Consider the following 22457-nt stretch of genomic DNA (forward strand, 5'->3'; position numbering starts at 1 on the left):
TTTTTTATGTATCTAGCTCCATCGGCTAGCTCTTCGTGTCTAAGAACCTTCCGCATAAGAAGGCAAAAAGCGCCTTTTATGCGAAAGAACCTTAGCCAGTCAGAGCTGGACGAGCCGCTTCCGCTTTTAGTTATATCCAGCTCTAGCGGCTAGCTCTTCGTGTCTAAGAACCTTCCGCATAAGAAGGCAAAAAGCACCTTTTATGCGAAAGAACCTTAGCCAGTCAGAGCTGAACGAGCCGCTTACGCTTTAAATTAATTAACGATTTGTAAAGATTTTATCGATTAAACCGTATTCTAAAGCTTTTTCTGCTGTCATGAAGTTGTCGCGGTCTGTGTCGCGTTGTAGTACTTCAAGTGGTTGACCAGTGCGGTCAGCAAGAATTTGGTTTAGTTTTTCACGTAAGAATAGGATACGTTTTGCAGCGATTTCGATTTCAGTTGCTTGACCTTGTGCTCCACCAAGTGGTTGGTGAATCATTACTTCACTGTTTGGAAGTGCATAACGTTTTCCTTTTTCACCTGCTGCAAGTAAGAATGCACCCATAGATGCTGCCATACCGATACAGATTGTTGATACTTGTGGTTTAATAAACTGCATTGTATCATAGATTGCCATACCCGCTGTGATAGAACCACCAGGGCTGTTGATGTAGATGTGAATATCTTTTTCTGGATCTTGAGATTCCAAGAATAAAAGCTGGGAAACGATTGAGTTAGCTACGTTGTCATCAATTGCACTACCAAGCATAATGATGCGGTCTTTTAATAGTCGAGAGTAAATATCGTAAGCGCGTTCTCCACGATTTGTTTGTTCAATTACTGTAGGAATTAAATTCATCTGTTATTTCCTCCTTATAAAGCTTTCTTAGTCTTATAATACAATTATGGTCAATAAAGGTCAAACGAAACCACTTTAAATCAAAAAAATATGTAGTTGTACCATGAAATATTCGCTATGTTTTCGAAATTCCCTGCTTATGTATCTTCAACATCATAACCGAATTACATAAATTTAAACGTTATGAAAACTGGAGAAAAAAGAAAAGAACGCCTTTTAACTGAAGCGTTCTTTCGATAATTAGTCTTTTAAAAGATAGGTTACTTTATTTAAAATCTTTTCGATTTGTTTCGCGTTTTTACTATACATTTCGCTTGCTGATTTCGACTTTGTTTCTAGGGAAAATAGTTCAAGATCAGCATGACATTTTTTTAAAGATGCTAATAATAAAGGTTTGTTTTGAGGAGAAGGCATTTGGAGTTTGTCATTGTAAATGTCGATAGTAAGTTGTCCGTATGAATCCACTTGACCGAGGAAGACATTTTCAATAACAACACCGAGTTTTTCTAATTCTGAATGTAGCCAAGCGCGGTTATGTCCGCTTGCTGAAAGAGGTTCATCTAGTACATTTCCATCCATAATAACAGTTTGTGGTTCTTTCTCGTTTGGTACTTTTAAACCGATGTCTTTTGCTGTAAGTGGCTGGGAATCTTTCTTTAATAATACATTTAATTCTCCGCTCGGTTCTAAGACAGCAAATTCGACTTCAGCTACGCTGAACGCACTTTTTCCGCGGAGAAGTTCCAGTAATTCGTCACTCGTATATTTTTCTTTCTTTAAGTTATCTTCGAGTATCTTTCCGTCTTTTATTAATACGGTAGATTTCCCTTCAAAGAAGTCCCGAGCTGTTTTGTTCTTTAAAGAGAGGATTCCTGTTAAAAAAGGTACCACAGCGAAAATGAGTATCGCAAAGACGCCGTGAAAAAATTTTGAATCGAGCCCTGTAGATACTTGGGCAGCGATGTCACCAATCGTCATTCCGGCTATGTATTCAAAAAAGGAAAGCTGAGAGATTTGTCTTTTGCCTAACCATTTCGTAATAGCGAATAAAATAATTAATATGAATACAGAGCGAAGAATGACAAGTGTCCATTCCGGCAGGTGAGACATAGTCGTTTCCTCCAGTCTACTTAAAACCCTTTATATTGAGGTTCTTCACGTTCTAATACTGAAATTCTATCCTTTAAATCAGCGATGACGCTGTCCATTTCTAACATACATTCATGAAATACGCGTTTTGATTCTTCGTCTTGTGAATTTAATGAAAGGGAGCTTAAACTTGCTTGAGCGCCCCTTACACTAGCAAGGCAAGTTTTTACGCTAGCGATAACAGTCATATAAACACCTCTTATCCTTTCGGTTTGAATAACAATGCTCCAATGAAGCCGAAAATAATAGCCGCTGATACACCGGCGCTCGTTACTTTAAACATGCCGGTAATAACGCCAACGATGCCATGTTTTGCAGCTTCTTCCATTGCGCCATGAACGAGGGCATTACCAAAGCTTGTAATAGGTACAGTTGCCCCGGCTCCAGCGAAATCAATTAATGGCTCATACAAATTAAATCCATCTAATATAGCTCCAGCAACAACGAGTGTTGCCATTGTATGAGCAGGTGTTAGTTTGCCGACATCAAACATAAGTTGGCCGATTACACATATAAGTCCGCCAATGACGAAAGCCCAGAAAAAAATCATTGCGTTGCACCTCCAAATTCAATCGAAACGGCGTGAGCGATACACGGAATCGTTTCTTCTTGTTGGAATGTAAGTGGAGATAGTAAAGCGCCTGTCGCAACGACAAGTATTTTTTTGAACTCTCCTCTTTTCATTCGGTTTAATAAATGACCGTATACGACTGTTGCGGAACATCCAGGTCCGCTAGCACCAGCTATGACAGGTTGTCCTTCTCTATAAATGATAATTCCGCAATCTTGAAATTGTTCGCTCGTTACTTTCGTTCCGTGTTTATGTAGTAAGTCATAAGCAATTTCGCGTCCTACATGTCCGAGATCGCCTGTTACGATTAAATCGTAGTAAGAGGCATCAATTTGACGTTCACGTAAATGGGCTTCAATTGTATCAACTGCAGCTGGAGCCATTGCGCCTCCCATATTAAATGGATCCGTTAATCCCATATCAACCACTCGGCCGATTGTTGCAGAGGTTACTCTTGGACCGTGTCCAGTATCGCTTAAAATAGCGGCTCCTGCTCCGGTTACTGTCCACTGTGCAGTAGGCGGCTTTTGTCCACCGTATTCGGTAGGGTAGCGGAACTGTTTTTCTACAGCTGTATTATGGCTTGAAGCTCCAGTTAATAAATATTTTGCACCTTTTGCATTTACGATACTTGCCCCAAGTGCTAAACCTTCCATAGAAGTAGAGCAAGCCCCGAATAATCCGAGATAAGGAGTCCCAAGTGTGCGGCAAGCAAAGCTTGTTGGAGTAATTTGATTAATTAAATCTCCTGCGAGTACGAATTGAATATCATCTTTACGAAGCTCTGCTTTTTCAGTAGCGCGACTACAAGCTTCTTCGAATAAAATCTTATGTGCTTTTTCATAGGAATCTTGTCCGAGCCATAAATCTTCATGAAGGATATCGAAGTCTTCTGGGATGTTCCCCTTTGCTTCAAATGGTCCACCGACAACCCCTGTTGAGATAATGACTGGTTTGTTTTCAAATACCCACGTTCGGTGTCCTTGTAACATTTATAGCCCTCCCCATTGAACGAGAATAGTTTTAATAAGTGCGATGACGAAAGCGGAAAATACACCAAATAAAATAACAGAACCAGCTAGTTTAAACATATTGCCGCCAACGCCAAGGACAAATCCTTCCGTTCGATGCTCAATACATGCGGCAATAACAGAGTTACCAAATCCAGTAACAGGTACAGCTGTACCAGCACCGGCAAACTGTCCAAACCGATCGTATATACCAAATCCAGTTAGTAACATGGAGATGAAAATGAGCGTTGCGACTGTTGGATTGCCTGCTGAGCGTTCAGTGAAATCAAAATATGTGATGTAAAAAGTAGAAATGAGTTGTCCGATGAAGCAAATAAAACCACCGACGAAAAAGGCTTTTATACAATTTTTTAAGACAGGTCGTTTCGGTTCGCGTTCTTGTTCGAATTTTTTATACTCCTGTTGTACAGGGGTTAAGTTTTTATCTTTACTAGACATTGCAATCCTTCCTTTTCTTTTAAAAAGCGTTAAGTGTTAGACTCCATTTTTTTACCAATGAATTTTAATTGTTTATTAATTTCATCTTTAGATACTTCTTTTTCCTTAATTTTTCTTTCGAGTTTTTCGAGTAACATAAAGATTTTTTTATCTGTACTGACACGAACATCGAAAGTAGGGTGCTCATCACTTAGTTGCTTTTGAAGTTTGCTGCGCAACGGCTTTAATCCAAACCTTTCGTGATGCTCAGGTGTAACTGCTATGTAGAGATCTAAATTTGAATTCACTGCTGTGCTTTTTATAATTTCATCCATAGCGAGAGCTCTTTTCTTCGCTCCTTGTGATATAGATTGATTAAAGGATTCCGTACTCGTCTTTGTTAACTTTGGACCTTTTTCTTTCTCCGTTCGTTTTGCTTCTTCTTTCACTTTTTTATCTAAAGGACTATTATCACATCCGGTAAAAGAGCTAAATAGAAGTGCAAATAATGCGGTTATGAGGCCGAGTTTTCGCATAATTATCATTCCATTTCTATTGCAATATGTAATGTGATAGAAAAAGGATGACTGCATATCATCCTTTTTCTATTTCACAGCAAGATTGGTTCGTTATTGCTGTGAGTATTGTGGTTCTTCTTGTTGGACTTCTTCAACACGTGGGTTTAAAGAATCGATAATCGTTTGTGTTTGCTGCGCAGCTGTTTGGAAAAGTTGCTTAGCTTGTTGGTTATCCGTATCAAGAGCGAATCCCTCTAAGCTAGCTTGGGCACTTTTTAATCCAGAAACAGTTTGCTTTAATTTTGTAATTACAGTCATTGAATGAAGCCCCCTTTGGAATATCAATTCAAAGATTATAATTTGTGAGTTGGGGAGAATTTATGATTGGAAAATTTAGGGGTGGAATGGATTTTATATGCTCTTAGCTAAGATGCATAAGGTATTACGGGGATATTTTTATTGATTTAGATGGATTTTATTGCTATTATTATGAGAAGAAAATGAAGTGTTTTCTATAATCATGCGCCCATAGCTCAGTCGGATAGAGCGGTGGTTTCCGGTACCACGTCTGCCGGGGGTTCGAATCCCTCTGGGCGCGTCAAAAAGTCCTAACTTACGTTTTGTAGGTTAGGACTTTTTTATTTATCTCATTATTTGAGGGTTAAACAAAACAAACTGATGGAAGTCTCATTTTATATGTGTACTTTCAAAATGCCTTGTCTCATTGCTTCTGTTAAAGCTTCGGAGCGTGATCCTACTTTTAATTTTTTGAAGATTTTTGTTAGGTTGTATTCTACAGCTCTTGAACTCATGTACAGTTCATCAGCAATTTGTTTATTGCTACTTCCTTTAGAGACGGATTCTAAGATTTCTAATTCTTTTTGTGTAAGAAGAGCGGTTTTATTTTCAAGTTGTTGAGTCATTATATCGTCTTTACGTAGTTGACGTAATAACGAAATAGGAAGTAAAGTATATCCGTTTACAGCTGCACGAATTGCCATTAATAGCTCTTGTTGAGAAGCTGATTTACTAATAATGCCGCTGATACCAGAGTTTATTAATAAATTGAATTGGGATACGTATTCAAAACCTGTATATAAAATGATTTTTGCATCTGTTTGAATATGTAATATTTTCTGGGCGAGTTCAATACCACTACAATTGGGCATATTCATATCTAAGAGGTATACGTCAAAAGGTGTAGCGTCACTTTTTATAAGTGCTTCTTGTTCATTTAAAATATATTCCGCTTGCATATCTTCTTCTAATTCAATCATGTTCTTTGTTCCTTCGCCTACAATTTGATGATCATCTACGATTAATACTCGAATCATTATTTACCACCTCGGAACTGTAATGTTTATTTGAAGTCCTTTTTTAGCTTCGGATACTATATGTATTTCTCCACCAATTGATTGAAGCCTTCCTTTTATACCGGAAAGTCCCATATGCTGATTAGGAGAGTAGGGAGTGTCTATATTAAAACCTTTGCCGTTGTCTCGGTAGTCTAGGAAAATACAGTTATTCTCTTCCCATAAAAAAATCGATACGATGGTTGCCTCGGAATGTTTATCTGCGTTTGTTAGTAGTTCTTGAATGATACGATATAAAGATAAAATTTTGTCAAAATCGTAATGATGTTCTTGAATTGATTCGTGATCAAATTGAATTTGAAACTGCACACGTAATTGTGTTTGGGCTAGCAATTCTCTTAATGCACCAATTAAACCAGCATCTGATAAAAGTGATGGACGCAATTCATTACATGTGTCGCGAATTTGTTGTATTACATCGTGCATACCGAAGTGGATTTTTTTTAGTTCATTTTTTAATTCTAGTGGAACGGATTTGTTTTTTAGTAAAGAGTCTAGTTTGCGGTACCATACGATTTGATCTTGTAATGCAGAGTCGTGTAAATCTGAAGCGAGTCGGCGCCTTTCTTGTTCAGAAATTTGAAAGAGTAGGCGTGATAAGCTTGCAGAATTTGTTTTGGATTCTAAACTCTCCTGCTCTAGAGAATGAATAATTTCATTAATGGTATACAAGTTTTCGTAAATAAGACGGACGTATGTCGTGACAGTGATGAACCATGATTTTTCATGCGTATTATATTTAATATTATTCACTTTTGTTCCAATCCAGATGTAGTGCTTTATATGTTTAGTAGAGTATAAGTAAATACCGATGCATCCATCATCCTCTAATAAATCATTAATTAGTAATGCTGCCATACTCCATTTTTTCTTTTTAGAAAGTGTGAAATCTTTCGTTTGTCCATATCCGTTGCATTGTGTATATGTGTTGTCTTTCATATCATATTGAACAAATTGAACAAAAGAAGGTTTCAACATCGAAACGATTTCATTAGTGAATTTTTTCTCTAACTCTTCTGTTTTCATAATAGATGATAGCTGTGCGGTAAACTGTTCAATGTTTACGTATAAGTTTGTTTTAGTCCGAAAGAGGTAATTACGGAATGTAAAATCTAATCTTTCTTTTAATATGAGAAATAGAATGTTTAACGGGAAAATAATAATAAAACTTTGCAGCAGTCGAGAGAGAAAATTGTCTTTGTAATAAATGCTCCAGCTCGTAATGATTGCAATTAATAGAGTTGGGATTAGTGACAGAAATGCGTAATATCGTAAACGATCAAATACAAAATCTATATCAAAAATCTGCTTAGTCGCTACTAAATAAAAATAACCGATTGGAAGAGCGATTAGGAACATAGCTCCAATATCTGCTGAGAGAATCGGTGTACTGAATATTGCATCTGGAAGAGCATAGAGTGTAACGAACGGAAAGAAGGCAATGGAATGAATCGTGAGCATTAATTTTAAAAATGGTTTATGTACTGTATTGTGATATTTGATATAGGCACGGATTAAAAAGTATATGCAAAAGATAATATTTATTGAAAGGTAAATTAGTTCTAATCCATCGGTATTAACTACGGGAAATGGAATGAACATCATTAAAATAGAGAGTGATAATAAAATAATGCCAATTGCAATGTCGATTTTTAGAAATCTCATAGAAATGACGTATAGTTGCTTTTTCTTAAATAATTCATTCAACAATAAAATGAGAGACATAGGTGTACCTTGAAATACAATACTTAAAATAATGAGGGCGATAAAATCACCTTTACCAGATTCAACTGCAATTAGAAGACTTGAGGAAGTCATGAATAGAAACGTGATCAAAAAGAATTTTTCCCGGTTCAAAGGCTTCTTTGTATAAAGAAAAATAGATAACCCTAAACAAATAAAAGCGAGTAGGAAGGGGAAGTATACAGAAATGATTTTGTCACGATAATCAATGAAATGTTGTGTTCCTTTATAAGTTTGGGTGATATCATCTTTTTTAACTTGTATTTCTGATGCATTTAGTGATTGGTTTTGATATCCAGGAAGTATTCCTAAATGAGGCTTTTCTTTATTAATCGAATAGATTATATCTCCTTCTTTTAAGTCCGTATGAAAAGCCCAACCGGAGGATTTAATTTTTTCTATTGTGTATGTAGCTGAGTCTGTTTTAGAAATAAGAACTCCACTATATGGTTGGTTTATTTTATATAAGATATAGCCTTGTAAACAAAAATACAGGATAGTTACACATGAAATGAAAATGAAATTACGTTGTATCTGCAACGGTTTGGACACCTCTCTTTGTAGGTACATCATTTAATTTCTGAATATTTTTATAATAACATTTAAGAAGTTTTCATACAATCAACTTCATCTGTTGAAATTGCGGTGAACCACATAAGAGTGGTTCGCTTTTTTTACGGTAAATACAGTACGGATTGCGGACAATAGCATCAGAAAGAAGTCTATGATAAAGATACAACTTAACAAGTAAATGAAAGGGGAAATAGTTATGAAAAAGTTTTTGTTGATGGTAGGCGGGATTGTATTAGGAATGGCGGTTATTTATTTCGTAAAAAGCTAAAAGGAGCTGTTAAGGGTGGCATTTGAAATTCAAGGATTAAATAAAACATTTGGTGAATATAAAGCCGTTAATGATTTAAATATACGTGTAGAAGAAGGTGGAATTTTAGGGATGCTGGGCCGAAATGGTGCTGGTAAGACGACAACGATTCGTATGATCTTAGATTTAATCAAACCGGATAGCGGCCAAATTCTATGGAATAATCGCCCTTTTTCAAAGAAAGACCTATCTATTGGCTATTTACCAGAAGAGCGTGGATTATACCCGAAAATGAATGTAGTGGAGCAATTGGTGTATTTCGGCAAGTTAGAAGGAATGCCAGCTAATCTTGCAAAAAGGCATGCGTTACAATGGCTAGAAAAATTAGAAATGACACCACATTTAAAGAAGAAAACAGAGGAATTGTCAAAGGGAAATCAACAAAAAATCCAATTGATTTCAGCGATATTGCATAATCCGGAATTCATCATACTAGATGAACCATTTAGTGGATTGGATCCTGTAAATGCAGAGATGTTAAAAAATGTTGTGCTTGAGTTAATTGCGCAAAGAAAAACGATTATTTTTTGTAGTCATCAAATGGACAGTGTAGAAACGTTCTGTGAGGAAATTTGTATTATGAAAAACGGTCAACTTGTATTATCGGGTGCTTTGTCAGATATTAAGAAAAGTTATCAATATAAATATATGGCGTTGCAAACGGAAGGGGATATTGAACCTATTCTTAAGGAGAAAAATTTCAATTTTGAAAAAGTTAATCGTACGTTCATGATTAAAGTTAATGATGGAGAGGATGCATTTTCGCTGCTTGAAGATATTAAAACTAAACAATATATCCGAGATGTTTCTATTAAAGAACCTTCTTTACATCAAATCTTTGTTGAAAAGGCGGGTGCATAAGTAATGAGGAATTTCTGGATTGTTTTAGGGCAAACATACTGGGACCGTGTGAGAACGAAAATATTTATTGGGATGACATTGTTATTAATAGGAGGAGGGATATTCTTATTCTCTTTTCCAACTTTAGTACAAAAGTTTTCTGGGGAGAAAGAAAAAGCAAAGGTTGTATTTATTTCTGAAGCACCCAATGTTACGGTGGATCAATCTAATCTTAGTAAAGCTCTGCCAGAATGGGATTGGTCTTTAGGAGATAAAACAAAATTAAATCAATATAAGCAACAATTGTTAGATAAGAAAGTCGAAGCGCTCTTTATATTAAAAGAGGGTGCGGGTGCTGAACCAGTATTAGATTACTTTATGAAGCTAGATAATCCTAAGTTGATTCAAAGTGCACAGGTATTTGTACAAAATCAGTATTTTCAAAGTGCGGTAGTTAAGCAGCAGTTATCAGAAGAGGCTGTGAAATCATTGACGATGAACGTGCAAGCGACAAAGCAAAACTTAAATAATGAAGAAACAAGTTCATTTTTACTAGTATATTTATTAGTAGCGATTATGTACTTAGCGATCACTTCATATGGAAATGCTATCGCGACAGCAGTTGCATCAGAGAAAGCCTCACGTGTTATGGAAGTGATGGTTACAAAAGTATCTCCTGTCCATATGGTTTTCGGGAAAATTTTAGGAGTCGGTCTTGCTAGTTTGACACAGTTATTTATCTTCTTCTTTAGTATGGCGCTATATATTAAATCTGGAATTTTTAAGGTATCGGATTCGTTTTTTGGAGTGAATATTGATGTAAATATGATTACAGGTGAGCACGCTGCATATTTCTTGTTATATTTTGTTCTCGGTTACTTCGTTTATGCGGCACTTTTCGCAGTGTTTGGTTCTATGGTAAGCAGGCCAGAAGAATTATCTGGAACAACGATGCCAATTACTCTTATATTGATGGGAAGCTTAGTGGTGGAGTTATTAGTAGTACTTGATAACCCTGAAGGGCTAGTATCAAGAGTGACATCATATGTACCGTTTACAGCTCCAATTAGTATGGTAGTTAGGATTATTAATGGATCCGTTGGGAGTTTAGAAATTATTACATCTATGGTTGTATTATTAGCTAGTATCAGCTTAATTGCTATGTTTGCAGCGAAGGTCTATCCGAAAGGCGTGTTAAGAAGTGGTAAGAGCCTTAAATTTAGTCAATTGTTAAAAAATAATTAATTGTAGGGGGGAATAAATAATGAGATTTTTTTCGAAAAGAAAACAAAAAATGATGGATAGTAGTGGCGAGAGAAGCGTGAAAAAAATAGTTGAGTTGTCTGTGGAAGAGATGAGGGGAATTCAAGGAGCGTCTAGTGAATCAAATGATTATCTCTATGATTCCTATGTAATTAGGAATCAAAGTTCCTTAGCGTTGAATAAAAGGTTTCTTCCTTAATAAAAATCATAAAAGAGTAGTTAGGCATAGTGAAGCGTCACTATACCTAAACTGCTCTTTTTATTTTGGAATTGAACAGAGAGAAATTTAATGTTGTTATATATAAAATTAAGAGTTACTATTAGTATGTGGTTATAAAAAGTTTATCCAGCATTAACGGGCAGTAAGACCCCCACCTCAAAATTCAGCGGAAGCAAAGAAGTTAGGTGGGGATCGGACTGCCCGTAAAAGCCCGATTGGTAAGGGATAATAATCAGTGGGGATGGACAAAACCCCCCACTGATTAAAGTTTCACTTTATTATTTTCTTTCAATATTATTCAAATTTCGGTTGTAAGTTGTAAATCTCATTAATACATATAAATTAATAATATTTTGGAATGGGTGTCTGCGTGAGGATTCTCCTTTTACCAAACTTATTGTACAATAGAAACAAGGGGGAGATTAGTTTGAAGGCAAGTCTTTTACAAGAACAAAGCTTACGTTTGGCAATGACACAAGAGTTAAGGCAAGCGATTACAATGCTCCAGTATAATGTACAAGAATTATCGGAGTTTTTGTATGAGCAATCGTTAGAGAATCCCCTTATTGAGTTAGGTGGTTTTGAGAGGGAGAAGAAAAAGAGCTCTAACAACAGTAAAAGTACCAGCAAACAAGTCGAGAATCAGATGGAGATCTACAGTGTGGATTCTACAACGATTCAGCAACATTTATTAAATCAAATACAGTATTATAAAATAGATGAAGAAGAGCGAAAAGTAGCTTCTTTCATTATTATGAACATGGATGGAAATGGATATTTACAAGAAACGAATGAAGAGTTAGCAGAGCTCCTTTCTGCACATATTCATGTAGTCGACCGTTCTGTAGAGCTTGTCCAATCACTGGAGCCAGCAGGGGTAGGGGCGCGTAATATTCAGGAATGTTTAACCTTACAATTGAAGCGCTTACAAAGGCGTAATGGATTAGCAGAAGAGGTTGTAGAAGATCATTTCGCTTATTTCGTGAAGAAAGATTGGCGAAAGCTCGTTCAAGTGTTGAAATGTAGTAATGAGGAATTACAGAGTGCGGTAAATTGTATAACGTCATTACAACCAAAACCAGGTCTTGCGTTTTCTTCAGATAAACCACTTTACATTGTACCTGATATGGCGGTGAAAAAAGATGGCGATCGCCTCGTTTTACAAATGAATGAGAGAAATATGCCGAGAATTGAAATTCATTCTGAATATAGTGCGCTTCTTAATAATAGTGAAAGTGAAGTAGCATCTTACGTATCAGAAAAGTATCAGCATGTGCAGTGGATTATGCGCAGTTTGAAGCAGAGAAAACAGACATTGCTGCAAGTAATGACTATTATTATGGAAAAACAACGTGATTTCTTCTGGAAAGGTCCAGAGTATTTAAGACCTCTCGCTTTAAAAGAGGTAGCGGAAGAGTTAAGTGTGCATGAATCGACAATTAGTCGTGCGACGCGAAATAAATATGTGCAAACACCACACGGTTTATTTGAGATGAAATCGTTCTTTAGCAATGCCGTTTCGACGACTGAAGATGAAGCAGTTTCTACAAAACGTGTAAAACAATTTATTCAAACGCTAATTGGGGCAGAGGATAAGAAAAAGCCACTTTCAGATCAAAAGATTTCAAAATTATTAGAAGAAGAGCATGAAATTGTTATTTCTCGAAGAACAGTGGCGAAGTATAGAGAACAAATGCATATCCCAGCTTCGTCATTACGAAAAACGATCGGATAGGTGAAGAAGATGAAAGTTGTACTGTATACTAAAAAAGATTGTGGCCTTTGCGTGAAGGCAAAACAAGTTTTACAGGAAGTACAATGTGAATATTCTTTTCAAATCGAGGAAATAGATATATATGAAGATAATGACCTTTTAGAAAAATATCACTTAATGATTCCGGTTGTAGAAATGGACGGAAAACAAGTAGAATATGGTAACATTCACAAAGGTGTCATAATAAACTATATAAAGAATGCAGTTAAGAGTTGAATAAGTTTCTATCTCCTGTTACAATAATACACGTAGCAGGGATTATTTTTTTAACCTATGTGGGACACAAAATGTCACTATGGGACGTAAAGTGACCACGAGGGAAAATGAACCGATGTAGTGAGGAGAAAAGATATGCGCTCATGGATTCAGAACACAAAAAAATTATTACCTGATCTGCTACCTGTTATGCAAACGAGAATGCAAATTCTTCAATACATTAGGCTCATGCAGCCGATTGGAAGAAGAAACTTATCAGCAAGTCTCGGTATGACAGAACGAGTATTGCGAAGTGAAGTTCAAGTTTTGAAAGAACAAAACTTAGTTCACGTCGCTTCTTCTGGAATGACTTTGACAGAAGAAGGAACAGCTTTAGTTCTTGCTTTGGAAGACTTTATGAAAGAAATTTCCGGGTTAAAGGTTTTAGAAAAGCAACTTAAGGAAACATTAGACTTGGATGAAGTTTTCGTTGTCCCTGGTGATAGTGATGAATCACCTTGGGTCAAACTGGAGATGGGCCGTGCTTGTGTGACTTGTATAAAAGACCGTCTGACAGCGAATAATATCGTTGCTGTGGCTGGAGGAACTACGCTAGCTGCTGCTGCGGACATGATGCAACTTGATTGCAAAGATTTACATATGCTGTTTGTCCCAGCACGTGGTGGAATTGGAGAAGGTGTTGAATTAGAAGCCAATACCATTTGTGCCAAGATGGCGCAAAATACGATGAGTAATTATCGCTTATTGTATGTTCCAGACCATGTTAGTAGCGAAGCATATGCGTCTATTGTGACAGAGCCTTCCGTGAAAGAAGTTCTTGAGTTGATTCGATCTTCCAATATCGTCATTCATGGAATAGGTGATGCGTTAACAATGGCACGTCGCAGAAGTACTTCAGAAGCAGATTGGTTAAAGATTCAGGCAAGCGAAGCAGTTGGCGAAGCTTTCGGTTACTACTTTAATGAAGAAGGAAATGTTGTTCATAAAGTAAGAACAGTTGGTATGCAACTAGAGGACTTACAAAATGTATCTCATGTTGTTGCAGTCGCTGGAGGTTCTTCAAAGGCAAAAGCAATACAGGCTGTAATTAAACAAGGGCACACTTCAATTCTAATTACAGATGAAGGTGCAGCAAAACAGTTAACAAAGGGTTTTACCCTTTAATATAATCCCCCAAGGAGGAAATTCAAATGACTAAAATTGGTATTAATGGATTTGGACGTATCGGACGTAACGTATTCCGCGCAGCTCTTAACAACTCTGAGGTAGAAGTAGTAGCAATCAACGACTTAACAGATGCTAAAACATTAGCTCACCTTTTAAAATATGACACAGTTCACGGAACTTTAAATGCAGAAGTATCTGCTAACGAAAACAGCATCGTTGTTAACGGTAAAGAAATTAAAGTTATCGCTGAGCGTGACCCAGCTCAATTACCATGGAGCGACTACGGAGTAGAAGTAGTAGTAGAATCTACTGGCCGTTTCACTAAAAAATCAGATGCTGAGAAACACTTAGGTGGATCAGTTAAGAAAGTTATCATCTCAGCTCCAGCTTCTGACGAAGATATCACTGTAGTTATGGGTGTTAACCACGAACAATACGATGCAGCTAACCACAACGTAGTATCTAACGCTTCTTGTACTACAAACTGTCTAGCTCCATTCGCTAAAGTATTAAACGAAAAATTCGGCGTAAAACGCGGAATGATGACAACAATTCACTCTTACACTAACGACCAACAAATCTTAGACTTACCACACAAAGATTTACGTCGTGCTCGTGCAGCAGCTGAAAACATGATCCCAACATCTACTGGTGCAGCTAAAGCTGTAGCATTAGTATTACCAGAACTTAAAGGTAAATTAAACGGTGGCGCTGTACGTGTTCCAACTGCTAACGTTTCTCTAGTTGACTTAGTTGTTGAACTTGACAAAGAAGTAACAGTTGAAGAAGTAAATGCAGCATTCAAAGCAGCAGCTGAAGGCGAATTAAAAGGTATCCTTGGATACAGCGAAGAGCCATTAGTATCTATCGACTATAACGGATGTACAGCTTCTTCTACAATCGATGCATTATCTACAATGGTAATGGAAGGTAACATGGTTAAAGTACTTTCTTGGTACGATAACGAAACTGGTTACTCTAACCGCGTAGTAGACCTAGCAGCTTACATGACTTCAAAAGGTCTTTAATTCTTAATTATATAAGTTATCAATGACAAAACGAGGGAGAGGGTTTGTTCCCTCTCTCTCTTCTTTCGTTTTAAAAGCAAATGTGTTAAGCTTTTGAGTGGGTTTTGTCAATCCTAACTAGTAGTCGGAGGGAAATCCAATGAACAAAAAATCAATTCGTGACGTAGATTTAAAAGGTAAGCGTGTATTTTGCCGCGTTGATTTCAACGTACCTATGAAAGAAGGCAAAATTACAGATGAAACTCGTATCCGTGCAGCTCTTCCTACAATTCAATATTTAGTAGAGCAAGGTGCGAAAGTTATTTTAGCAAGTCACTTAGGCCGTCCAAAAGGTCAAGTAGTAGAAGAAATGCGTTTAACTCCAGTAGCAGCACGTTTAGGCGAGCTTCTTGGTAAAGACGTTAAAAAAGCGGACGAAGCATTCGGACCAGTTGCACAAGAAATGGTTGCAGCAATGAACGAAGGCGACGTATTAGTTCTTGAAAACGTACGTTTCTATGCGGGCGAAGAAAAGAACGATGCAGAACTTGCGAAAGAATTTGCAGCACTTGCTGACATCTTCGTAAACGATGCATTCGGTGCAGCTCACCGTGCTCACGCTTCTACAGCAGGTATCGCAGACTACCTACCAGCAGTATCTGGTCTATTAATGGAAAAAGAGTTAGATGTACTTGGTAAAGCACTTTCTAACCCAGAACGTCCATTTACAGCTATCATCGGTGGTGCGAAAGTAAAAGATAAAATCGGTGTAATTCGTCATCTATTAGACAAAGTAGATAACTTAATCATCGGTGGTGGACTTGCTTACACATTCGTTAAAGCTTTAGGTCATGAAATTGGTCTATCTCTATGTGAAGACGACAAGATCGAACTAGCTAAAGAATTTATGCAACTTGCAAAAGAAAAAGGCGTAAACTTCTACATGCCAGTTGATGTTGTAATCACTGAGGAATTCTCTGAAACTGCAACAACTAAAATCGTTGGTATCGACTCTATCCCTTCTAACTGGGAAGGCGTGGACATCGGTCCTAAAACACGTGAAATTTATGCAGATGTAATTAAAAATTCTAAGCTTGTTGTATGGAATGGACCAATGGGTGTATTCGAAATGACTCCATTCGCAGAAGGTACAAAAGCAGTAGGACAAGCATTAGCAGATGCAGAAGATACATACTCTGTTATCGGCGGTGGTGACTCTGCAGCAGCTGTTGAAAAATTCGGTATGGCTGATAAAATGAGCCACATTTCTACTGGCGGCGGTGCGTCATTAGAATTCATGGAAGGTAAAGAGCTTCCAGGTGTAGTTTGTCTTAACGACAAATAAGTAGCAGCCAAAGAAAAAGGACGGTGCAAAGCATGCGTAAACCAATTATCGCAGGTAACTGGAAAATGAATAAAACTCTATCTGAAGCAGTTAGCTTCGTAGAGGAAGTTAAAGGTCAAATCCCAGCAGCTTCAGCTGTTGATGCAGTAGTTTGCTCTCCAGCTCTATTCTTAGAGCGCCTTGTAGCAGCAACTGAAGGAACTGACTTACAAGTAGGTGCACAAAACATGCACTTCGAAAAAAATGGTGCATTCACTGGCGAAATTAGCCCAGTAGCACTTAGCGACTTAAAAGTTGGCTATGTAGTACTTGGCCACTCTGAGCGTCGTGAAATGTTTGCTGAAACAGATGAGTCAGTAAACAAAAAGACTATCGCAGCATTTGAACATGGTTTAACACCAATCGTATGTTGTGGTGAGACTTTAGAAGAGCGCGAAAGCGGAAAAACATTTGATCTAGTAGCAGGTCAAGTGACAAAAGCACTTGCAGGTTTAACAGAAGAGCAAGTTAAAGCAACTGTTATCGCTTATGAGCCAATCTGGGCTATCGGTACAGGTAAATCTTCTTCTTCTGCAGATGCAAACGAAGTATGTGCGCACATCCGTAAAGTTGTTGCAGAAGCTGTTTCTCCAGAAGCTGCAGAAGCTGTTCGTATCCAATACGGCGGTAGCGTAAAACCAGAAAACATTAAAGAGTATATGGCACAATCTGACATCGACGGCGCTTTAGTTGGCGGTGCTAGCTTAGAGCCTGCTTCGTTCTTAGGTCTTCTGGGGGCGGTAAAATGAGAAAGCCAACAGCTTTAATCATTCTTGACGGTTTCGGACTTCGTGAAGAAACTTACGGGAATGCTGTAGCACAAGCTAAGAAACCTAATTTTGATGGCTACTGGAACAAATTCCCTCACACAACGCTTACAGCTTGTGGTGAGGCGGTAGGTCTTCCAGAAGGTCAAATGGGTAACTCTGAGGTTGGTCACTTAAATATCGGTGCTGGCCGCGTAGTATATCAAAGCTTAACACGCGTTAACGTTGCAATTCGTGAAGGTGAGTTCGATAAGAACGAAACTTTCCAAAATGCAATTAAAAGTGTAAAAGAAAAAGGTACTGCACTTCATTTATTCGGTTTACTTTCTGACGGTGGTGTGCACAGTCACATGAACCATATGTTTGCTCTTCTTCGCCTAGCAGCAAAAGAAGGCGTGGAGAAAGTTTATATCCATGCCTTCTTAGACGGCCGCGATGTTGGACCACAAACAGCAAAAGGTTATATCGATGCAACGAATGAAGTAATTAAAGAAACAGGAGTAGGACAATTCGCGACTATCTCTGGTCGTTATTACTCTATGGACCGTGACAAGCGTTGGGATCGCGTAGAAAAATGTTACAGTGCTATGGTGAATGGTGAAGGCCCTACTTATAAATCAGCAGAAGAGTGTGTAGAAGACTCTTATGCGAACGGTATCTATGATGAATTCGTATTGCCGTCTGTAATTGTTAACGAAGATAACACGCCAGTTGCAACAATCAATGATGATGATGCAGTTATCTTCTATAACTTCCGTCCAGACCGTGCAATTCAAATTGCTCGTGTATTTACAAACGAAGACTTCCGTGAGTTCGATCGTGGTGAAAAAGTACCTCACATTCCAGAATTCGTATGTATGACACACTTCAGTGAAACTGTAGATGGTTACGTGGCATTCAAGCCAATGAACCTTGATAACACTTTAGGTGAAGTTGTTGCGCAAGCGGGATTAAAGCAACTTCGCATCGCGGAAACTGAAAAGTATCCGCACGTTACATTCTTCTTTAGCGGTGGTCGTGAGGCTGAATTCCCAGGAGAAGAGCGTATCTTAATTAACTCACCGAAGGTTGCAACGTATGACTTGAAACCTGAAATGAGCATTTACGAAGTAACGGACGCTTTAGTAAATGAAATCGAAAATGATAAACATGATGTTATCATTCTTAACTTTGCGAACTGTGATATGGTTGGCCATTCTGGGATGATGGAACCAACAATTAAAGCAGTAGAAGCAACTGACGAATGTTTAGGAAAAGTTGTAGAAGCGATTCTTGCAAAAGATGGTGTAGCACTTATTACTGCTGACCATGGTAATGCTGATCAGGAGTTAACTGCTGATGGCGGTCCTATGACAGCTCATACAACTAACCCGGTTCCTTTCATCGTTACAAAAAATGATGTAGAGCTTCGTGAAGGTGGTATTTTAGGAGATATCGCTCCAACAATGCTTACACTTTTAAATGTGGAACAACCGAAAGAAATGACAGGTAAAACAATTATTAAATAATTTGCTTATATAAAAAGGAGAGAATTTATTATGTCAACAATTATTGATGTTTATGCTCGCGAAGTCCTTGACTCTCGTGGTAACCCAACTGTAGAAGTAGAAGTTTACACAGAAAGCGGCGCTTTCGGACGCGCTATCGTACCAAGTGGTGCATCTACTGGTGAGCACGAAGCAGTAGAATTACGTGACGGTGACAAATCTCGTTACCTTGGTAAAGGTGTTGTTAACGCAGTAAACAACGTTAACGAAATTATCGCTCCAGAAATCGCTGGTTTCGATGTAACTGACCAAGCTGGTATCGACCGTGCTATGATCGAATTAGATGGCACTCCAAACAAAGGTAAACTAGGCGCTAACGCTATCCTTGGTGTATCTATGGCAGTAGCTCACGCAGCAGCTGACTTCGTAGGTCTTCCATTATACCGTTACCTTGGTGGATTCAATGCAAAACAATTACCAACTCCAATGATGAACATCATCAACGGTGGTTCTCACGCTGATAACAACGTTGACTTCCAAGAGTTCATGATCTTACCAGTTGGTGCTCCAACATTCAAAGAATCAATCCGTATGGGTGCTGAAGTATTCCATGCACTTAAAGCTGTATTACATGACAAAGGTCTTAACACTGCAGTAGGTGACGAAGGTGGATTCGCTCCAAACCTTGGTTCTAACCGTGAAGCTTTAGAAGTAATCATCGAAGCTATCGAAAAAGCTGGTTACAAAGCTGGCGAGAACGTATTCTTAGGAATGGACGTTGCTTCTTCTGAGTTCTACAACAAAGAAACTGGTAAATATGACCTTGCAGGCGAAGGCCGTACTGGCTTAACTTCTGCAGAAATGGTTGATTTCTATGAAGAGCTTTGCAAAGACTTCCCAATCATCTCTATCGAAGATGGTTTAGACGAAAACGACTGGGATGGTCACAAATTATTAACTGAGCGTATCGGTGATAAAGTACAATTAGTTGGTGACGATTTATTCGTAACTAACACTCAAAAACTTGCTGAAGGTATCGAAAAAGGTATCTCTAACTCAATCTTAATTAAAGTTAACCAAATCGGTACTTTAACTGAGACTTTCGAAGCTATCGAAATGGCTAAACGTGCTGGTTACACAGCAGTTGTATCTCACCGTTCTGGTGAAACTGAAGATGCTACAATCGCTGACATCGCAGTTGCAACTAACGCTGGCCAAATCAAAACTGGTTCTATGAGCCGTACTGACCGTATTGCTAAGTACAACCAATTATTACGCATCGAAGACGAACTAGGCGAAATCGCTGTTTACGATGGTATCAAATCTTTCTATAACATCAAACGATAATTGTAGAAAATAAACGACAGACCGTGAGAAATCACGGTCTGTTTTTTTATGCTAAAATTGTTCACCCGTCATAAGTGACATGAAATGTTTGAAGAAGCGGTTATAGTCAAAATCAATTGCGATTTGATGAACCGGCCAATCAATAAATGGCTTCTGGTTCACTAAAGAGCGAAATTCCCCTATGGTTGCTCCTTGTGCAGAGGATTCTGTCATGACAACAATAGGTGATTTATGATACGTGAACATAGAGTTATCAAATAAAGCGAGTATTGGCATTGTGTCATGGAAAGGGCTGCCTTTTAAATGTGGTAGGGCGTCTTTATAATATCCGTAGTAATAATGATCGAATAAAGGTTTGAGAAGTGGGGCTTTTCTTTTTGCTTCAATATACTCTGCCATTTCTGGTGTAATGACGGAATATTGGGTAACGTTTAATGGGTATATGTACATGTTAGCTGTAGATTGAAGGACTATATTAGCAGCAGTAGGATCGCCATAAAAGTTTGCTTCGGAAATAGGGGTAACATTACCAGGATGTAAAAAGGCACCGCCCATTACGTAGTAAGATTTAACTTGCTTCATTAACTGTTTACATACGATGAATAAAATTGCTAGGGAGGTAAGTCTTCCTAAACTTACAATGATTAATTCATCTTTATACTGTTCAATAAGAGGAATGACTTCAAAAAAATTCTCCATTTCTCCGTTAGTCACATTCACCTTTGGAATAATTGGACCGAGCCCCTGTTTCCCATGTACATCCGTAAAAAACGCAGGTGGGGCACCTGTAAGGGGACGTTCTGAACCACCGAATATCTTGATATTTCTATTCTTTGTTTCGTTATTAAAAAAATGAGCATTTTCTACGGCCATTTTTTTTGGAACATTGCCGTAATCAGCAACGATACCGACGATTTCTATTTCATCGATAAAGAATGCTAAGAGGAGAGCCATCGTATCATCAATCCCAGGATCACAAAAAATGAGAACTTTTTTGGGCATATGTTCACCACCTATCTTGTTTATCCGGTACAAATCCGCTTGGTGAGGGATAATAATTAATGGGGATGAGGAAAACCTCAATGATTAAAGTTTCACTTTATATATATGTAAGTTTAAGGATAAAAAGATTATTTTATTGAAATAATAGTCTTTTAAATTCAGAAAATAAAAACTTTTTATATTAGGTCAAGGTTTTTGACGTAATTTTCGTTTAGAAATGCAGTCATATCAAGGTTGTAAGCGTATAACATAGGCTGTTTTTGCTGTCAAGTTGATAAATTGCAGCTTTTTACAATTTATACTATGATAAAGATATTAACAGAAGATCGTATAAACATGAGGGATGATGAACATGAAATTTACAAAGATTCTTGTCCAAATTGCTGCTCTTTACGTGTTTTATATGGTTGGAACTTGGGTGCAAGAAATGTTAAATATTCCGATTCCAGGAAGTTTGATTGGAATGTTCCTCTTACTTGTTTTACTTAGCCTAAAAGTTCTTCCAGTGAAATGGTTCGATTTAGGAGCAGAAACACTCGTTGCTATTATGCCGTTTTTATTAATTCCGCCAACGCTTGGCCTAATGAATTACGGTGCTTTTTTTATGAGTAAAGGAATTTCTCTTTTCATTACAGTTGTAGCGAGTACATTTTTAATTATTATTGTCGCAGGACATACAGGACAATATCTTGCGAATAGGAAGGAAAGAGAGTCGCGATGAGCCAAATATTAATCGGAATCGGTTGGGTTCTTTTTACGGTGCTATTATATCAATTATCTAAAAAAATCTATAAATTATTTCCAACACCATTCACCATTCCAATGCTTGTAGCAACTGGATTAATGGCTTTCCTATTTATCGTGCTTGATATACCATATCAACATTATATGGAAAGTGGTGGTGGCTGGATTGCAAAGCTACTTGGACCCGGTGTTGTAGCATTTGCAATTCCTCTTTATAAACAACGTCATGTTCTGCAAAAATATGTTGTACCGATTGCTGGCGGGGTATTAGTAGGTACAACAGTTGCAATCGCTAGTGATTTTGCGATTGCTTCACTTATGGGAACGGATAAAAGCTTAATCTTATCGTCATTACCAAAATCGGTGACAATGCCAGTTGCGATGAGTGTTTCTGAACAAGTCGGTGGTGTACCTTCCTTAACAGCAGCTTTCGTTGTTATCGCAGGTATTACTGGAACGATTACAGGACCCCTTTTATTAAAATGGAGCCGTGTTACAAACTCAGTTGGTAAAGGTATCGGATTTGGATGTGCTTCTCATATTATGGGCGTGATGAGAGCGATGAAAAATAACGAGCATGAAGGTGTTATTGGATCGGTAACAATGACATTAACAGCAATTTTGACATGTTTACTTGGACCGTTATTTGCGATGATGTTTATGTAATAGAAGAAAAGCGAGAGCGCCTCTATAGCTCTCGCTTTTCTATAGAATTTA

At 37.8% G+C, this 22457-nt stretch carries 24 protein-coding genes and 1 tRNA gene; 14 read left to right on the forward strand and 11 right to left on the reverse strand.

What is annotated here, in order from left to right:
* Positions 1 to 258: 258 nt before the first annotated feature.
* The 8 genes from clpP to HMPREF1014_RS22480 form a co-directional block, all read right to left on the reverse strand.
* On the reverse strand, positions 259 to 840 hold the full coding sequence (gene clpP, locus HMPREF1014_RS22445) for an ATP-dependent Clp endopeptidase proteolytic subunit ClpP (protein ID WP_001049162.1): 582 nt from the start codon (positions 838 to 840) through the stop codon (positions 259 to 261).
* A 240-nt stretch (positions 841 to 1080) separates the two neighbouring features.
* A complete protein-coding gene (locus HMPREF1014_RS22450) occupies positions 1081 to 1950 on the reverse strand; it encodes a DUF421 domain-containing protein (protein WP_000018924.1) in 870 nt (289 codons plus the stop codon).
* A 20-nt stretch (positions 1951 to 1970) separates the two neighbouring features.
* A complete protein-coding gene (locus HMPREF1014_RS22455) occupies positions 1971 to 2177 on the reverse strand; it encodes a DUF1657 domain-containing protein (protein ID WP_000215909.1) in 207 nt (68 codons plus the stop codon).
* 11 nt (positions 2178 to 2188) lie between these two features.
* Positions 2189 to 2539 (reverse strand): stage V sporulation protein AE, encoded by a 351-nt coding sequence (gene spoVAE, locus HMPREF1014_RS22460; protein ID WP_000575919.1) that lies wholly within the window; start codon positions 2537 to 2539, stop codon positions 2189 to 2191.
* Complete coding sequence (gene spoVAD, locus HMPREF1014_RS22465) at positions 2536 to 3552, reverse strand: stage V sporulation protein AD (protein WP_000938972.1); 1017 nt, start codon at positions 3550 to 3552, stop codon at positions 2536 to 2538. The genes spoVAE and spoVAD overlap by 4 nt, the downstream gene beginning before the upstream one ends.
* A complete protein-coding gene (gene spoVAC / locus HMPREF1014_RS22470; RefSeq protein WP_000095399.1) occupies positions 3553 to 4029 on the reverse strand; it encodes a stage V sporulation protein AC in 477 nt (158 codons plus the stop codon). It lies immediately after the preceding gene.
* Positions 4030 to 4058: 29 nt separating this feature from the next.
* Positions 4059 to 4544 (reverse strand): YhcN/YlaJ family sporulation lipoprotein, encoded by a 486-nt coding sequence (locus tag HMPREF1014_RS22475; protein ID WP_001228546.1) that lies wholly within the window; start codon positions 4542 to 4544, stop codon positions 4059 to 4061.
* A 93-nt stretch (positions 4545 to 4637) separates the two neighbouring features.
* Positions 4638 to 4844, reverse strand: coding sequence for a DUF1657 domain-containing protein (locus HMPREF1014_RS22480; RefSeq protein WP_000216166.1), 207 nt, complete (start codon positions 4842 to 4844; stop codon positions 4638 to 4640).
* Between the two features lie 204 nt (positions 4845 to 5048).
* On the opposite strand from HMPREF1014_RS22480, the gene HMPREF1014_RS22485 reads away from it, so the two are divergent.
* Positions 5049 to 5124 (forward strand) — tRNA-Arg (locus tag HMPREF1014_RS22485).
* A gap of 94 nt (positions 5125 to 5218) precedes the next feature.
* On the opposite strand, the gene HMPREF1014_RS22490 is transcribed toward HMPREF1014_RS22485, so the two are convergent.
* A complete protein-coding gene (locus HMPREF1014_RS22490) occupies positions 5219 to 5860 on the reverse strand; it encodes a response regulator transcription factor (RefSeq protein ID WP_000621762.1) in 642 nt (213 codons plus the stop codon).
* A gap of 3 nt (positions 5861 to 5863) precedes the next feature.
* Positions 5864 to 8215 (reverse strand): ATP-binding protein, encoded by a 2352-nt coding sequence (locus tag HMPREF1014_RS22495; protein WP_236723016.1) that lies wholly within the window; start codon positions 8213 to 8215, stop codon positions 5864 to 5866.
* Positions 8216 to 8498: 283 nt separating this feature from the next.
* Between HMPREF1014_RS22495 and HMPREF1014_RS22500 the strand changes: the two genes are divergently transcribed.
* The 11 genes from HMPREF1014_RS22500 to eno all read left to right on the forward strand — a co-directional run bounded on the left by HMPREF1014_RS22500 (position 8499) and on the right by eno (position 19994).
* Positions 8499 to 9383 (forward strand): ABC transporter ATP-binding protein, encoded by an 885-nt coding sequence (locus HMPREF1014_RS22500; protein WP_000863490.1) that lies wholly within the window; start codon positions 8499 to 8501, stop codon positions 9381 to 9383.
* A 3-nt stretch (positions 9384 to 9386) separates the two neighbouring features.
* The gene (locus tag HMPREF1014_RS22505) at positions 9387 to 10607 is read left to right on the forward strand and encodes an ABC transporter permease (RefSeq protein WP_001243609.1); all 1221 of its coding nucleotides are present in this window, start codon (positions 9387 to 9389) and stop codon (positions 10605 to 10607) included.
* A 19-nt stretch (positions 10608 to 10626) separates the two neighbouring features.
* A complete protein-coding gene (locus HMPREF1014_RS22510; protein ID WP_001210632.1) occupies positions 10627 to 10824 on the forward strand; it encodes a hypothetical protein in 198 nt (65 codons plus the stop codon).
* Between the two features lie 448 nt (positions 10825 to 11272).
* Entirely contained in the window at positions 11273 to 12580 is a 1308-nt protein-coding gene (gene rpoN, locus HMPREF1014_RS22515) for an RNA polymerase factor sigma-54 (protein WP_000647955.1), read from the forward strand.
* Between the two features lie 9 nt (positions 12581 to 12589).
* Positions 12590 to 12835 carry a glutaredoxin family protein gene (locus tag HMPREF1014_RS22520; protein WP_000869730.1) on the forward strand — a complete coding sequence of 82 codons (246 nt, stop codon included), beginning with the start codon at positions 12590 to 12592 and terminating at the stop codon, positions 12833 to 12835.
* A 135-nt stretch (positions 12836 to 12970) separates the two neighbouring features.
* Positions 12971 to 13999 (forward strand): gapA transcriptional regulator CggR, encoded by a 1029-nt coding sequence (cggR, locus tag HMPREF1014_RS22525; RefSeq protein ID WP_001258185.1) that lies wholly within the window; start codon positions 12971 to 12973, stop codon positions 13997 to 13999.
* 26 nt (positions 14000 to 14025) lie between these two features.
* Complete coding sequence (gene gap / locus HMPREF1014_RS22530) at positions 14026 to 15030, forward strand: type I glyceraldehyde-3-phosphate dehydrogenase (protein ID WP_000161236.1); 1005 nt, start codon at positions 14026 to 14028, stop codon at positions 15028 to 15030.
* A gap of 139 nt (positions 15031 to 15169) precedes the next feature.
* The gene (locus tag HMPREF1014_RS22535) at positions 15170 to 16354 is read left to right on the forward strand and encodes a phosphoglycerate kinase (protein ID WP_001036350.1); all 1185 of its coding nucleotides are present in this window, start codon (positions 15170 to 15172) and stop codon (positions 16352 to 16354) included.
* Between the two features lie 32 nt (positions 16355 to 16386).
* Complete coding sequence (gene tpiA, locus HMPREF1014_RS22540; RefSeq protein ID WP_001231038.1) at positions 16387 to 17142, forward strand: triose-phosphate isomerase; 756 nt, start codon at positions 16387 to 16389, stop codon at positions 17140 to 17142.
* Entirely contained in the window at positions 17139 to 18668 is a 1530-nt protein-coding gene (gene gpmI, locus HMPREF1014_RS22545; RefSeq protein ID WP_001231158.1) for a 2,3-bisphosphoglycerate-independent phosphoglycerate mutase, read from the forward strand. The genes tpiA and gpmI overlap by 4 nt, the downstream gene beginning before the upstream one ends.
* Positions 18669 to 18698: 30 nt before the next feature.
* Entirely contained in the window at positions 18699 to 19994 is a 1296-nt protein-coding gene (gene eno / locus HMPREF1014_RS22550) for a phosphopyruvate hydratase (protein ID WP_000103951.1), read from the forward strand.
* Between the two features lie 51 nt (positions 19995 to 20045).
* On the opposite strand, the gene HMPREF1014_RS22555 is transcribed toward eno, so the two are convergent.
* Entirely contained in the window at positions 20046 to 20996 is a 951-nt protein-coding gene (locus HMPREF1014_RS22555) for a nucleoside hydrolase (protein WP_001125056.1), read from the reverse strand.
* Positions 20997 to 21348: 352 nt separating this feature from the next.
* On the opposite strand from HMPREF1014_RS22555, the gene HMPREF1014_RS22560 reads away from it, so the two are divergent.
* Together HMPREF1014_RS22560 and HMPREF1014_RS22565 are read left to right on the forward strand one after the other, a co-directional pair.
* Positions 21349 to 21717 carry a CidA/LrgA family holin-like protein gene (locus HMPREF1014_RS22560; RefSeq protein WP_000673222.1) on the forward strand — a complete coding sequence of 123 codons (369 nt, stop codon included), beginning with the start codon at positions 21349 to 21351 and terminating at the stop codon, positions 21715 to 21717.
* Positions 21714 to 22406, forward strand: a complete 693-nt coding sequence (locus HMPREF1014_RS22565) for an LrgB family protein (protein ID WP_000078304.1) — start codon at positions 21714 to 21716, stop codon at positions 22404 to 22406. Before HMPREF1014_RS22560 ends, HMPREF1014_RS22565 begins: the two co-directional genes overlap by 4 nt.
* Positions 22407 to 22457 lie beyond the last annotated feature (51 nt).

The organism is Bacillus sp. 7_6_55CFAA_CT2 (assembly GCF_000238655.1).
GTDB classification, from domain to species: Bacteria; Bacillota; Bacilli; order Bacillales; family Bacillaceae_G; genus Bacillus_A; species Bacillus_A cereus.

Coding starts and splice junctions, on each gene's coding strand:
- spoVAC (WP_000095399.1), bottom strand. CDS start 4,029: ATGTCTAGTAAAGATAAAAACTTAACCCCTGTACAACAGGAGTATAAA.
- cggR (WP_001258185.1), top strand. CDS start 12,971: ATGCGCTCATGGATTCAGAACACAAAAAAATTATTACCTGATCTGCTA.
- HMPREF1014_RS22555 (WP_001125056.1), bottom strand. CDS start 20,996: ATGCCCAAAAAAGTTCTCATTTTTTGTGATCCTGGGATTGATGATACG.
- HMPREF1014_RS22450 (WP_000018924.1), bottom strand. CDS start 1,950: ATGTCTCACCTGCCGGAATGGACACTTGTCATTCTTCGCTCTGTATTC.
- gap (WP_000161236.1), top strand. CDS start 14,026: ATGACTAAAATTGGTATTAATGGATTTGGACGTATCGGACGTAACGTA.
- HMPREF1014_RS22565 (WP_000078304.1), top strand. CDS start 21,714: ATGAGCCAAATATTAATCGGAATCGGTTGGGTTCTTTTTACGGTGCTA.
- spoVAE (WP_000575919.1), bottom strand. CDS start 2,539: ATGATTTTTTTCTGGGCTTTCGTCATTGGCGGACTTATATGTGTAATC.
- clpP (WP_001049162.1), bottom strand. CDS start 840: ATGAATTTAATTCCTACAGTAATTGAACAAACAAATCGTGGAGAACGC.
- HMPREF1014_RS22495 (WP_236723016.1), bottom strand. CDS start 8,215: ATGATGTACCTACAAAGAGAGGTGTCCAAACCGTTGCAGATACAACGT.
- HMPREF1014_RS22480 (WP_000216166.1), bottom strand. CDS start 4,844: ATGACTGTAATTACAAAATTAAAGCAAACTGTTTCTGGATTAAAAAGT.
- HMPREF1014_RS22535 (WP_001036350.1), top strand. CDS start 15,170: ATGAACAAAAAATCAATTCGTGACGTAGATTTAAAAGGTAAGCGTGTA.
- HMPREF1014_RS22560 (WP_000673222.1), top strand. CDS start 21,349: ATGAAATTTACAAAGATTCTTGTCCAAATTGCTGCTCTTTACGTGTTT.
- HMPREF1014_RS22490 (WP_000621762.1), bottom strand. CDS start 5,860: ATGATTCGAGTATTAATCGTAGATGATCATCAAATTGTAGGCGAAGGA.
- HMPREF1014_RS22510 (WP_001210632.1), top strand. CDS start 10,627: ATGAGATTTTTTTCGAAAAGAAAACAAAAAATGATGGATAGTAGTGGC.
- gpmI (WP_001231158.1), top strand. CDS start 17,139: ATGAGAAAGCCAACAGCTTTAATCATTCTTGACGGTTTCGGACTTCGT.
- HMPREF1014_RS22505 (WP_001243609.1), top strand. CDS start 9,387: ATGAGGAATTTCTGGATTGTTTTAGGGCAAACATACTGGGACCGTGTG.
- tpiA (WP_001231038.1), top strand. CDS start 16,387: ATGCGTAAACCAATTATCGCAGGTAACTGGAAAATGAATAAAACTCTA.
- HMPREF1014_RS22475 (WP_001228546.1), bottom strand. CDS start 4,544: ATGCGAAAACTCGGCCTCATAACCGCATTATTTGCACTTCTATTTAGC.
- eno (WP_000103951.1), top strand. CDS start 18,699: ATGTCAACAATTATTGATGTTTATGCTCGCGAAGTCCTTGACTCTCGT.
- HMPREF1014_RS22455 (WP_000215909.1), bottom strand. CDS start 2,177: ATGACTGTTATCGCTAGCGTAAAAACTTGCCTTGCTAGTGTAAGGGGC.
- spoVAD (WP_000938972.1), bottom strand. CDS start 3,552: ATGTTACAAGGACACCGAACGTGGGTATTTGAAAACAAACCAGTCATT.
- HMPREF1014_RS22520 (WP_000869730.1), top strand. CDS start 12,590: ATGAAAGTTGTACTGTATACTAAAAAAGATTGTGGCCTTTGCGTGAAG.